General features: G+C 49.3%; 9 protein-coding genes. 3 read left to right on the top strand and 6 right to left on the bottom strand.

What is annotated here, in order from left to right:
- Positions 1-27 precede the first annotated feature (27 nt).
- Positions 28-1,290, top strand: a complete 1,263-nt coding sequence (locus tag AC1DYT_RS18965; protein ID WP_477471101.1) for a right-handed parallel beta-helix repeat-containing protein — start codon at positions 28-30, stop codon at positions 1,288-1,290.
- 71 nt (positions 1,291-1,361) lie between these two features.
- Entirely contained in the window at positions 1,362-2,375 is a 1,014-nt protein-coding gene (locus AC1DYT_RS18960) for a phytase (protein WP_477471100.1), read from the top strand.
- 66 nt (positions 2,376-2,441) lie between these two features.
- On the opposite strand, the gene rpiA is transcribed toward AC1DYT_RS18960, so the two are convergent.
- Complete coding sequence (rpiA, locus tag AC1DYT_RS18955) at positions 2,442-3,137, bottom strand: ribose 5-phosphate isomerase A (RefSeq protein ID WP_477471099.1); 696 nt, start codon at positions 3,135-3,137, stop codon at positions 2,442-2,444.
- A gap of 223 nt (positions 3,138-3,360) precedes the next feature.
- Here rpiA and AC1DYT_RS18950 point away from each other — a divergent pair, with 223 nt between their 5' ends.
- Positions 3,361-5,850: a glutaminase family protein gene (locus tag AC1DYT_RS18950; RefSeq protein ID WP_477471098.1), complete on the top strand. Its 2,490-nt coding sequence runs from the start codon at positions 3,361-3,363 to the stop codon at positions 5,848-5,850.
- Positions 5,851-5,991: 141 nt separating this feature from the next.
- On the opposite strand, the gene map is transcribed toward AC1DYT_RS18950, so the two are convergent.
- From map to AC1DYT_RS18925, 5 genes are all read right to left on the bottom strand, one after another.
- The gene (gene map, locus AC1DYT_RS18945; RefSeq protein WP_477471097.1) at positions 5,992-6,756 is read right to left on the bottom strand and encodes a type I methionyl aminopeptidase; all 765 of its coding nucleotides are present in this window, start codon (positions 6,754-6,756) and stop codon (positions 5,992-5,994) included.
- Between the two features lie 90 nt (positions 6,757-6,846).
- On the bottom strand, positions 6,847-10,467 hold the full coding sequence (locus tag AC1DYT_RS18940; RefSeq protein WP_477471096.1) for an ABC transporter permease: 3,621 nt from the start codon (positions 10,465-10,467) through the stop codon (positions 6,847-6,849).
- An 80-nt stretch (positions 10,468-10,547) separates the two neighbouring features.
- Entirely contained in the window at positions 10,548-10,835 is a 288-nt protein-coding gene (locus AC1DYT_RS18935) for a hypothetical protein (protein WP_477471095.1), read from the bottom strand.
- Positions 10,836-10,946: 111 nt separating this feature from the next.
- Complete coding sequence (locus AC1DYT_RS18930; protein ID WP_477471094.1) at positions 10,947-11,828, bottom strand: glycoside hydrolase family 16 protein; 882 nt, start codon at positions 11,826-11,828, stop codon at positions 10,947-10,949.
- A 63-nt stretch (positions 11,829-11,891) separates the two neighbouring features.
- Complete coding sequence (locus AC1DYT_RS18925; RefSeq protein ID WP_477471093.1) at positions 11,892-12,896, bottom strand: family 16 glycosylhydrolase; 1,005 nt, start codon at positions 12,894-12,896, stop codon at positions 11,892-11,894.
- Positions 12,897-12,910 lie beyond the last annotated feature (14 nt).

The following is a 12,910-nucleotide window of genomic DNA, read 5'->3' as shown; positions in this document are numbered from 1 at the left end:
TTTACATCAAAATAAAAATATATCGATATGAAATTTAAACTGATTATAGCAGCATTTGCAGCATCGGCCCTGATGTTCAGTAGCTGCGAAAAGGCCAACATAGATGTTGATACTACGCCGGCGGACGGTTCTGCCATAGGCGAAGTATCGGGTGTGTGGCAAAGGGGCAGTACACAGGTTATCAAGGGCGATATCATCATCCCGGAGGGTAAATCGCTTACCATCGAAGAAGGTGTAACCGTGTTGATGGATACACTTACCAAGCCAGAGATTGTGGTAAAAGGCAACCTGTACTCATTAGGTACTGCTGAGAACCCGGTAAGGTTCACAGTGAACGAATTGTATAAAACCCCGGCCAAGAAATTCGGTAAGCTTTGGGGCGGCATATTGGCGGCACCAAGCTGCGCCGAACTGGTGCTTGACCATACCATCATTGAATACGGCGGCGCAACCACTTCTGATGCTTCTACATCGGTAAAAATGGGCCTTTATAAAGCGGTTGCAGGCGAAAACCTGCCCGCCTTGTGGTTTTCTAATGTAAACGGCAGGCTGGTGGTACAGAACAGCATCTTCCGCAACCTGCAGGAAGATTGTACTTACATCGAAGGCGGCAAGATTATTTTTGCCAACAACGTGTTTTACACCACCGGTGTTACTGGCGGCGATGCCATGAACTTTAAATCGGGATGTTTGGCCGATGTTGCCTATAACCTGGTTTATAGTACCAATACAAACGCGCTCAAATTATCTAACGTCGGCGACCGTACCCCGCAGGCGTATATCATTGCCTACAACAACACCATGGTAAACACCGGTTGGAGAAGGCCTACCGCAAAAGGCGGTTCGGTGTGGTTGGAAGCTACCGTGCGTGCCGATTTGTACAATAACCTGTTTGCCAATACCCGTTTCGGCGTAAAACGCGACCCGAAGAAGCCTGAGGACGCGCGTTCTAAATACAGCAACAACTGGTACTATGGTTTCGACCAAACTACTGTTAACCAGTTCCAGCCAGGTAAGAATGACGTGATCGCCGGCACTAACGATGTAAGAGGCACCACAGCCGGTGAGAACGACCCTAAGTTTGTAAACTTCCCCTTGGATAACCCGGTTACCAGTCCTGATTTTAACACCGCCTGGGATTTCCATTTGCAGGGTATTTCACCTGCGCTTACTAAGGGGACTACCGCTTTTACCCGTCACCATAAAGGTGGCATCACCATGGCTAACGGTATTACCTATGTATCGCCGGAGCCGGCAGTATTCGTAGGCGCATACGGCACAAAATTATAAGCATGAGTGTTAAGTTTTTGAATAGGGTTCTGCCACTCCTGCTGGTTTGCAGCGGAGCGTGCGGGCAACCCATGAAACCCAAAACGCAAAACGGCGATGCCGCGATAGTAAAACCTCTTTTTGTAACCGAGCCCGTAAAATACGATACCGACGACCCCGCCATTTGGGTAAACCCTGCCGACCCTGCCAAAAGCCTGGTGATAGGTACCGATAAAAATGAAGACGGCGCGCTGTACGTTTTTGATTTGCATGGCAAAATTGTGCAAAGCAAAGTGGTAAGGGGTTTAAAACGCCCAAACAATGTAGACCTTGCCTACGGCCTGATGCTGAATGGCAAAGCAACCGACATTGTAATAGCCAGCGAACGCATGACGCATAAGTTGCGGATATTTTCATTGCCCGATATGCAGCCGGTGGATAATGGCGGCATTGAGATATTCGAGGGCGAGACAGGTTTCGAATACCGCGATTTAATGGGGATATCTATCTACACCGCCAAAGATGGCCGTATGTATGCCATAGCCGGCCGTAAAAACGGACCCACAACCGGCGGTTACCTCTGGCAATATTTACTGGGCGACGACGGCAGCGGGCATGTGAAAGCCACGCTGGTGCGCAAGTTTGGTACCTATAGCGGCAAAAAAGAGATAGAAGCCATAGCGGTTGATAACGAGCTGGGCTACATCTATTATTCCGACGAGCAGACAGGGGTAAGGCAATACTACGCCGACCCGGAGAAGGGCGACGCGCAGCTGGCCATATTCGGTACCAGCGGTTTCGCTGCCGACCATGAGGGTATATCGATTTATAAGCTGACGGATTCTACGGGATACATCCAGGTATCAGACCAGGGGGCTAACCGTTTCCAGGTGTTTAGTCGCGAAGGTACAGCGCAAAATCCGTTTGAGCATAAGCTGCTGAAGGTGGTGAATGTTGCTGCCACGCAAAGCGATGGCTCTGACGTGGTGAACGTTCCCCTTGACGGGAACTTCAAACACGGGTTATTCGTGGTGATGAGCAACGATAAAACCTTCCACTATTACCGCTGGGAAGATATAGCAGGTAAAGAACTGCAAGTAAAATAACAAGTAAAACAACCTAAACCAAGGCGCGTTGGCAATCGTTAATGGATGGCAACGCGCTTTTTTTTATTATCGCGCATGCCGTGGGATGACGACAGATACCCCATCCGGCCCGGCAATAAGCGCTTTAGATGCCATGCGGTAGAATAAGGAGTGCTCAACTATCCCCGGTATCATTTTAACCCTTGTGTTCAGTTCGCTCAGTGCCGGTAATTCGTTAAAGTAAATATCAACCAGTAAATTGCCGTTATCAGAAATAAGGGCACCGTCTTTTTGGGTACTCATGCGCAGGTTTAGCGCCGCAGGTGAAAACTCATCCTTAAGGGTTTTCAACACAATTTGCAGCGCTGTAGGCAATACCTCTATCACCAGCGGATATTTGGTGCTCAACTTCTCGCTGAATTTTGAGGTATCGCCCAGCAGAATGAACTCATCGGCCATTGAGGCCAGTATCTTTTCGGTAGCGTGGATGCCGCCGCCACTTTTCAGGGCGGTCAGCTGTGTATCGAACTGGTCGCAGCCATCGAAATAAATATCAAGATGGTCCAAATAACCAGGCGATTTAAGGCTGAGGCCTTGCCCTGCCAATAGGCCTGTCGTTTTAAAGGAGGAGGATGCGAAGGTTAGCGACCCCGCGAGCGCGCTGTCAGCTGCCAGCATATCAACCAAATATGCAATGGTTGCACCTGCGCCCAGCCCAATGGTTTGGCCTGGTTTTATGTGTGCTAAGGCTGCTTTTGCAGCTTCCTGTTTATAATCAGTCATGCATGCAATATAGGGAGGTGGGGCCGCATAATGAAATGGGGGAAGGCAAAATTGACCATGATTTAAGCTGCCCCGTAAATCGTAAGTATCGCGTAGCTTACACGGCATATATGCAAGTTCAGGATGTAATTGATACGAATAGTCGAAAACTTGATACGAAAAAGCGGCGTGATGCAAATCCCGTAGGGTATTTTTACCCACTCAATTATAGACTGCTTTTACGATGAATCTATCTAACAAATTAAAATGCCTCGGCCTGCTGGCGTTTTCCTTAGCTATTGGCCAAATTCAGGCGCAGGACAGGAAAGCCCCTTCATACCCGCTCATTACGCATAACCCAAACTTCAGCATCTGGAGTAATACCGACCAGCTGAATGCATCTACCACCACCCACTGGACCGGTTCGGATCATTCGCTGTTGGGACTAATTAATGTGGATGGTAATATCTACCGTTTTCTGGGCAAGGAAGAAGTAAAATACCAGCCGGTGCTGGGCACATCAGACGAAACGCCGTATAGCGTTAAATATACTGAAACCGCTCCGCAGGGCGATTGGACCTCCGCAGCTTACGCGGCCGGCGACTGGAAAACCGCTGCCATGCCGCTTGGCGATAACCCAAGCACGGTAAAAACGCTTTGGAAAACTGACAATATTTGGGTGAGAAGGGCTTTCAGCGTTGCCGATGTGGCCAGCATCAACGAGTTGTTTTTGAAGATCGACCACGATGATAATATCGAACTATACCTTAACGGGAAGAAAATCTATACCAAAACGGGCTGGACAAGCACGCTGCAATATTATGCGGTCAGCAAGGATGACCTGAAAGCGGGTGATAATATCATCGCTATCCACCTGGCCAATACAGCCGGCGGCCGCTTCCTTGATTTCGGCCTGGCGGATAAGTTGAAGGAAAAAGGCGCCAAAGTACAATTAGCCGACCAGAAGAATGTTGAGGTTACCGCCACCCAAACCATCTATAATTTTACCTGCGGCAAGGTTGATTTAAAGCTCACGTTCACCTCGCCATTGCTGATAAGAGACCTTAGCTTGTCATCGCGCCCGGTATCTTATGTCACCTACAGTGTAGCGGCGAACGATGGTAAAACACACCAGGTGAAAGTGTTCCTGGGTGCTTCGTCGGATATTGCGGTGTTCCGCCCGTCGCAGCAGGTAGCGGCGAAAAAGTATGCTACGGCAGCTTTGTCGGTACTTAAAGTTGGTACGGTAGAGCAAGCGATATTGGGGAAAGGCGCTGACGATATGCGGATAGATTGGGGTTACTTTTACGTTGCTGCACCTAAAACAGGCGGCGCGGTACAGTTCATTACTACGGGCAGCAACGCTGTAGATGCCTTCAGGAATGGTGCGACGGCGTCGACTGTATCTACCGGCAAATCTTTATCGCTGAATACGGTTATCCCTTTCGGCGCGGTTGGCAAAAGCGCTGTAGAGCGTTTTGTGGAACTGGGTTACGACGAGATATACTCGGTACAATACTTTAAAAACAACCTGCGCCCATGGTGGAACGCATCGGGTAAGGCAACCATGGATGGCCGGCTCACCGGCGCGTTTAACGAATACAAAAAAGTGATGCTGCAATGCGCGGCCTTTAATAAAGAGGTTTATGCGGCAGCATTAAAATCGGGCGGGAAAGATTATGCGCACCTATGCGTATTGGCTTATCGCCAGAGCATAGCGGCGCATACACTGGTAAAAAGCCCCAAGGGCGAAATACTGTGGCTATCTAAAGAGAACAACAGCGGCGGTTTCATCAACACGGTGGATGTTACCTATCCATCGGCACCGCTTTACCTCATTTACAATCCTAAATTACTGCAAGGGATGCTGAATGGTATCTTTTACTTCAGCGAGAGCGGTAAATACCCGCATCCATGGGCCGCGCACGATTTGGGTACCTACCCGCTGGCCAACGGCCAAACCTACGGTGAGCCAATGCCGGTGGAAGAATCGGGTAATATGATTATCCTGACCGCGGCTATAGCCAAAGCGCAGGGTAATGCCCAATTTGCTCAAAAGCATTGGAAAACCCTGAGCACCTGGGTTGATTACCTGGTAAGGGAAGGCCTGGACCCTAAAACGCAATTGTGTACCGATGACTTTGCCGGTCACCTGGCCCGCAACGCCAACCTTTCGGTAAAGGCTATTGTAGGTATTGCCTGCTACGCGCAAATGGCGCAAACCCTGGGCTATGCCGATACCGCAAAAAAATACAGGGCTATTGCCGAAAGCATGGTGCCCAAATGGATAAGCATGGCAGATGCCGGTGACCACTACGCGCTTACCTTCGATAACAAAGCCACCTGGAGCCAGAAGTACAACCTGGTTTGGGACAAGGTTTTGAAGCTGAACCTGTTCCCGCAGCGGGTTTATGATACAGAAACGAAGTACTACCTAACCAAGCAAAACAAATTCGGCATACCACTGGATAGCCGCGAAGCCTACACCAAAAACGACTGGATATTGTGGACAGCCACCTTCGCGCCAACCCGCGCGGAGTTTGAGGCCCTTGTAAAACCGGTGTACAGGCATGCCATAGAAACCGAATCGCGGGTACCGCTCAATGATTTTTACGACTCTAACACCGGCATCCGCGATAACTTCAAGGCCCGCAGCGTTGTAGGTGGTTTTTATATGAAACTTTTAGCTGATAAATTGAACGGAAGTAATGCGATAAGGGTTAAAAATAAATAAAAGAGTCGTCATTGCGAGGCACGAAGCAATCTCTACGCAGGACAAGGCGCTTTGCAAAGCCGCTCTGCTTTCCGGGAGATTGCTTCGTTCCTCAATGACGGGTTTTTGATGGCTTTTTATAGGCAAGCCTACCTTTGAATCTCAATCCCAAATACCGTTCTGCCCAGTAAATATTACTGGCTGGCCGCCAGTTACCAAAATGGTGTGCTCGTGCTGGGCCACAAAGCCGCCTTTGTTGCCGCTAAGGGTCCAGCCGTCGGCCTGGGTTTCGGCAATGGTAGATTTGGTGGCAATGAAGGTTTCTATCGCCACCACCGAATTTTTGCGGAAACGGGTGGTGTTATACTTATCGCAGTAGTTGGCAATTTCGTGAGGTTCTTCGTGCAGGCTGCGGCCAACGCCATGCCCTGTAAGGTTTTTGATAACGGTGTAGCCGGCTTTTTTGGCTTCTGTTTCTATCAAACGGCCAATCTCCGAAATCCTCACGCCGCCTCTAATGTTGTCGATAGCTTTTTTCAGGATGTCTTTAGATGCTTGTACCAGTTTGCCATGGCCATGGATGTCTTCGCCAAGTACGAAGGAGCCGCCGTTATCGGCCCAGTAGCTGTTCAGCTCTGCCGATACGTCGATGTTGACCAGGTCGCCTTCCTGCAGTATCTTATCTGCCGAGGGCATGCCGTGCGCGGCTTCTTCGTTAACGCAGATGCAGGTATAGCCGGGGAAACCATAAGTTAATTTAGGGGCCGAATTCGCGCCCATCTGCGCCAGCAATTCGCCGCCGTAATCGTCGAGTTCTTTGGTGGAGATGCCCGGTTTGGCGTATTCGCGCATCTTGCGCAGCGTAATGGCTACTGCATCGCTGGCCTGCTGCATGCCAACTTTTTCGTCTTCGGTAGTTATCGACATCGTTTAACGTTTTATGGCTGCAAAAATAACGATTAATACATTGAGCATGGTTTGCCGAACGTCAGTTTATAAGGTCAGCGTTTAAGGCGTTTATTCGCTCCTGAGGCTCTTCACCGGGTTGGCCATTGCTGCTTTTACCGCCTGAAAACTGATAGTTGCCAGCGCAATGATAATAGCTGCAAGCCCGCCCGCTGCAAACAACCACCAGCTGATGTTGATGCGGTACACATAATCCTGCAGCCATTGGTGCATGTAATACCAGGCAACAGGCGCGGCAATGGTAAAGGCAATGGCAATAAGGATGATAAATTCCTTCGAAAACAGATAAACGATACTGCCTGCGGATGCACCAAGCACCTTTCGGATGCCTACTTCTTTTATACGTTGTACCGCCATGAACGATGCCAGGCCATATAAGCCAAGGCAGCTGAGGAATATGGCGATGGCGGAAAATAGCTTGTACAGCTGCGATAGCTGGTTTTCCTGTTTGTAAAAGTTCCCGATCTTTTCATCGAGGAACTTGTATTCAAAAACCATATCGGGGAAGGTTTGCTCCCATATTTCTTTAACCGACTCGATGGTAGCGGGGAGGTTACCGGATGCCAGTTTTATGCCGGCCTGGTTATACATGGTGCCGTTGGTGGTAATCAACAAGGGTGCGAGCTTGTCGCGGAAAGAGCGGTCGTTAAAATCTTTTACCACGCCAACTACGGGGCAGGTGATGCGGTCGCCCCAGATGCTGATTTGCTTATTCAGGATATCTTCCGGGTTTTTGATGCCGAGGCTTTTCAGCAGCGACTCGTTGACCAGGAATTCGCGCGTCATGCCGGACGGTTTTAAATCCCGTCCTGCTATCAGGGTTAATTTATAAGTGCGCACGTAGTCATCGTCGGCAAATTTGGTGATGGCTTTAAAACCCGATTCTTTTTGCGCATGGTCGTACTTGATGGCGCTCCAGGTATCGTCGCCATTTTCGATAGGTGTGTTGGAACTAAAGGTTACCGCTTTTACATTATTCAATGCCAATAACCGGTTCTTGACATATTCCATTTTGCTCATACTTGCGCTATCCACCCGGAAGGGAGCATTGATTACCGCTTCCTTATCAAAGCCTAAAGGCTGGTTCATGAAATAATCCATTTGTTTAACAATGACGAAGGTGCCGATAATCAGCGCCTGCGCGATGACGAACTGGCCCACCACCAGCCCTCGCCGCAACGAGATACCCTTTGCGGGGTTGCTGCTAAGTTTACTCTTTAAAGCATTTACAGGATTGAAACGCGACAAAACGATAGCCGGATAAAACCCGGCGAGGGCTGTTACGATAATGAGTACGCCCAACAAGAAGATGATTATCGCCGGATTGCTGAACATGTTGAACGAGAGCGAAAGGTCCAGCAGGCGGCCCACCGAGGGCAGCGCGAAAATCGCGACGACCACTGCAAGCAGCACCGCACCCATCACAATCAGGAAGGTTTCTACGATGAACTGCGCCTGCAACTGGCCTTTGCTGCTGCCTAAAACTTTGCGCACGCCAACCTCTTTTGCCCGGTTAACGGCTTGCGCGGTGGAGAGGTTGATAAAGTTTACGCAGGCAATCAACAGGATGAAACCCGCAATGAGCCACAGCACATTGAGCAGGCTGCGGCTGATGGTTTTATTGTTGTAATTGCCTACCTGCGTATCATAATGCACGGCGCTTAGTGGTTGTACAATATGGCTGTCTTTATTATCCGGCGATCCTACCTTTCGCGAGTAGGCCTTCAATTGTTCGTTAAAGCTGCTGGCCGTGGTGTTGGGCGGCAGCATAACGTAGCAGCCATAATCGATTACGGTTTCGTCCCAATCGGTGTTTTGGGATAGATAATCTCCGGTAAATGCCGTGCCGTAGCTAACCACCACTTTCAGCTGAAAATCGGAATTTGCGGGGATACTTGCCAGTATACCCGACACCCTTACTACATCGATGCCGTGCTCGAACATATAGCCGCCCACCTGTATCTTCATGGTTTTGCCCATCGCCGTTTTCCAGTCGCCAAAGTATTTTTCGGCGGTTTCTTTGGTGAGGAATATGTTATTCGGGTCGTTTAGCGATGCGTACGAACCTGCAAGTAAGGGGAAGTCGAATATTTTAAAGAAAGAGGGCGAAGTAATAAACAGCCCCCTTTGTTCTTTGAATATCTTTTTCGGGCTGCCGTTGCTATCGGGTATGATCAGGTGATCGTTCTGGCTGGCAAAAATGGGGGCGACTTCTATCTGCGGGAACTCCGTCTTTAGTCCCTTGGGTATCGGGAAGGCAAGGTCTTTTCCGTAAGATATAGTGCCGGTTTCCGCGTAGTGGTATTCGGTAAGCAGGCGGTAGATACGGTTTTTCTTAGCATGGAAATTATCGAAGCTGGTTTGGTATTGGATGATGATAAAGATGACCAAACAAACGGCAATGCCCACGGCCAGGCCGGTAATGTTGATGGCGGCATAGCTCTTATTGTGCAGCAGGTTGCGCTTCGCTATTTTTAAATAATTCCTGATCATATAATTGCGGGTAAGTTTATCGTAAGCCCATTTAGCAGGGCTATCACGATTCAAAATTACCGGCGCAAATGCGGGGCGACTGCCCAAGTTATAAGATGGCTGCTCTTTTTTAAGGCTGTTTTTGTATTCCTGCGGACTTTTGCCCGTCAGTTGTTTAAAAATACGATTGAAACTGCTTTGCGAGTTGAAGCCTGACTCATATGCGATACCCAGCAGGGTGATATGGTCATAAGCAGCATCCTGCATCATACGGGCGGCGGACTGCACCCGGTACTCATTAATAAAATCGTTGAAGCTTTTTTTGAGTACGGTATTCAATATACGTGATACCTCGTGCGTGTGCAGTCCCAGCTTTTCGGCAAGGGAGCTTAAACTTAAATCGGGGTTCAGGTGGTATTGGTTTTGTTTAACCTGGTGTTTTAACCAGATGCCTTTTTCTTTGAGTTCGTTGGGTAACAGGGGTTTCGCTAAAGATGCGGTTTCTGCCGCCGCGCCGAGTTCTGGCACAATGAATGTCCTTGCCGCCATCCAGATGAGCATGGCCATCAAAAGCAGGTATATAGGATAATAAGCGGGTGTGCCTAAGCGATTGCCGTACCAAAAATAATCTGCTGCTGCGAGGGGAACCCACAATAGCCACAGCGAGCCGAAAACCGTAATCAAGCTACGGAGCCACCGCAAGCCGTGCCGGTAACGGTCGCCGTTGTTGAATAATTTTTGCGTATAGAAATTATCTATAGTGTTTCGGCATAAATATAGATATGTCAAAACGGAAACGAATGCCAATACATTAAGGACCAACCTTACTGTTTTTAAGCTCTCTGCAAACGGTAAAACCTGTGCGCATAGCTCCAATAACAAGGGGCTAAAATGCAGCAAACCCATCCGCCGGAATTGATAGCCCGGCCGGATAGTGGTTAACACATAGAAATAAATCAGCGGCCCAAGCGCCAGCGAAAATTGCATGGGCAAGCGGCTCCAAACAACAAGCCCGGTGTCTGCTGTCAATATCCGGGCTATCCATAATACAGCAACAGCCAACGCCCCGGCTAAAAAGCGATTGGCGGCCTGGTTGGCTTTACGAGTGAACCACAAAAGTGCGATTAAGGCAAAGCCGATGGATAGCAGCCCAAAGAAGGCCGCATCATAGAGGGTTATATGGAGGGTATAGGGTTGCAAGCCTCTGGAATTATTTATCTGTTTAAACGGTGCTGACTATTAATTGACATAGCTTTCGCTCCAAGGCCGCCATTCTTCAATCAAATAAATGCCACAACCAAAGCTTCCCACTCTTCTTCTAAAGATACATTCGGTCGTACCTTGCCTGCTTTGCTGTACCAGTAGTCGGCATTCCAGATGTCGCCTTCTTTACGGTGCAGGTAGGCATGCACCCAGGCCGATGCCTTATCGTTCAGCTGATCTACCTGGGCATGCGCCTGGTGCCAATCGTCTTTACCATCATACCACAGGCTTTTCAATTGCACCGATAGGCCACTCTCCGGGCGTTCTGAATTCAATGATGCTTTAAATTCGGCTAATGTTTTCATTGGGTTATGTTGGTTGCACTAAAGTACAAACAATATGCTGTTCGCATCAAACAAAAAACCTCCGGCATTGCCGAAGGTTTTCGTAGTAGTTTGATTCGTAATGATTAGTCCTTACCTTTTGGTAACCCTCACCCAGTCTACCAGCATTTTTGCTTTGTTGGTTTTGATGAGGCCGAGCGCTTTTTCTGACAAGCCGTAGTAAGGCTTTTTAAGCCCGTTTATTTTATAAGGATAGATACCGCCAACAGCAAAATTCAACAGCAGATATTGCTTATCGGTAAATATCCATTTGCCGTAATGCTCGGCCATAGTTTTAGTTACGCGGAACATGGTAACGCCATCGTATTTAAACACCAGGCTTTCGGGTGCCCAATCAACGGCATAGGTATGCCATTGGGCAGCATCGTTGCTTTTGTTGAAGTATTGGCGGTTAACAAAGGGGGTTTCGCCGCTGTAACCGGGGCCGTGCACGGCTGCGCTCACCCAGTCGGCTTCGCCAATAAATTCCATGATGTCGGTTTCGCCGCCGGCCGGCCAGGTGGGGTAGCCCAGCATCCACCAGGCAGGCCAAAGGCCATCTGCCGCTACCACTTTAATACGGGCCTCAGCGGTACCATAGGTAAAATCGAACTTATTAATGGTAGTAATCCTGCCCGAAATGAAGTCGAAGGTTTGCCCGTCGAACGTTTTAAAGCCCGGCGAATACTTTGGGCTTAGTACCAGTGCGCCATTGTGAGCGCCTTGGGCCGCTGCGCCGCTTGCAAAGGAAATTACGTTGGTAGAGTCTACATAAGCCTGCAATTCGCCATTGGTATGAAAGCCGGTGACTATCGGTGTCCACTTGCTGCGGTCGAGCTTATTGCCCGCAAAATCATCGAAAAAGATGACCTTGCCGGTTGGTTTTACCGGTGCGTTTTTTTTTGTTTGCGTATGGCCGGGCAGGGCAGATGCCACCGCTATTACCGCAGCAATGAAATGTTTTTTTGTGAGCATAAACTCGTTAGGGGATTATGATTTAAAAAAGGGGCACCCGGCAAGGGTGCCCCTTTGATGTTGTTATCTGTAAACACGTACGTATTCAACCTCCATGGTTGCACTGGTAATGCTTGGATCTACGGCACCGCCGAAGTTGCCGCCCATTGCCACGTTCATGATGAGGAAGAAGTTGGCATTAAACGGCGTGCTTGCCGTGTTGGCAAAGGTGTGATACACCACGCCATCAACCGCAAACTTCATTTCGGTAGGGCTCCAGTCTAAGCTGTACACATGGAACTCTGTAGATGCGGTTGGTATCATGGTGGTATTGCCCACGCCATTGCCGCCCGAATGGCCGGGGTAGTGCAGCGTAGCAAATATTTTGTTCTGCTGATTGCCAACATGCTCCATGATATCTATCTCGCCGCAGGCAGGCCATGGGGTGGTATCAATACTGCTGCCCAATGCCCAAAGGGCAGGCCAGGTACCGGCCCCGGCAGGCAGTTTCGCCTTGAACTCTACACGACCGTATTTGAAGTTGAACTTACCTTTAGAAAGCAAGCGTGCCGATGTATAATTAAACCCGCTGAAGGCTTCTTTCTTCAGGGTGATTTTCAATTTGCCATCGGCCACTACAGCGTTATCGGCACGGTTGGTATAGTACTCCAACTCGTTATTGCCCCAACCGCTGTTGTTGCCTAAATCGTAACCCCATTTGCCTGGATCCGGTGCGCCGGGTTTATCAAACTCGTCTGAAAAAACCAGCGCCTGGCTGGCTCCCACCGTAACCTGCGCCGTTTGCGTGGTAACCGAGCCCGAAGCGCTTTTTGCCGTAACCTTTACAGTGTAGGTGCCGGCAACCGGATACTTGTAAGTAACGGTGCCGGTGGTTGATGTTTGGAAAACGCCGTTGCCAAAGTCAAACTCGTACGATGCCGCGTTAGTAGCCGTAACCGTAAATGCTACATTGCCGCTGTTATCGGTACTCGGTACGGTAGCGATCTGGATGTCCGCCGGCTTGGTAGGGTCGGTTTTGTTGGTGTCTTTGCTGCAGCTTGCGGCTATGGCCACAAGTGCAATCATCATATATATGCGTAAAT

This window comes from Mucilaginibacter sp. P1_D10, assembly GCF_056406215.1.
The sequence above is the reverse complement of the archived record's forward strand: the minus strand, read 5'-3'. Positions and strand labels throughout refer to the sequence as shown.

Excerpts from the sequence above, each read along its gene's own strand:
- AC1DYT_RS18930 (WP_477471094.1), bottom strand. The coding sequence starts at position 11,828 with ATGCTCACAAAAAAACATTTCATTGCTGCGGTAATAGCGGTGGCATCT.
- map (WP_477471097.1), bottom strand. The coding sequence starts at position 6,756 with ATGTCGATAACTACCGAAGACGAAAAAGTTGGCATGCAGCAGGCCAGC.
- AC1DYT_RS18925 (WP_477471093.1), bottom strand. The coding sequence starts at position 12,896 with ATGATGATTGCACTTGTGGCCATAGCCGCAAGCTGCAGCAAAGACACC.
- rpiA (WP_477471099.1), bottom strand. The coding sequence starts at position 3,137 with ATGACTGATTATAAACAGGAAGCTGCAAAAGCAGCCTTAGCACACATA.
- AC1DYT_RS18935 (WP_477471095.1), bottom strand. The coding sequence starts at position 10,835 with ATGAAAACATTAGCCGAATTTAAAGCATCATTGAATTCAGAACGCCCG.
- AC1DYT_RS18960 (WP_477471100.1), top strand. The coding sequence starts at position 1,362 with ATGAAACCCAAAACGCAAAACGGCGATGCCGCGATAGTAAAACCTCTT.
- AC1DYT_RS18950 (WP_477471098.1), top strand. The coding sequence starts at position 3,361 with ATGAATCTATCTAACAAATTAAAATGCCTCGGCCTGCTGGCGTTTTCC.
- AC1DYT_RS18965 (WP_477471101.1), top strand. The coding sequence starts at position 28 with ATGAAATTTAAACTGATTATAGCAGCATTTGCAGCATCGGCCCTGATG.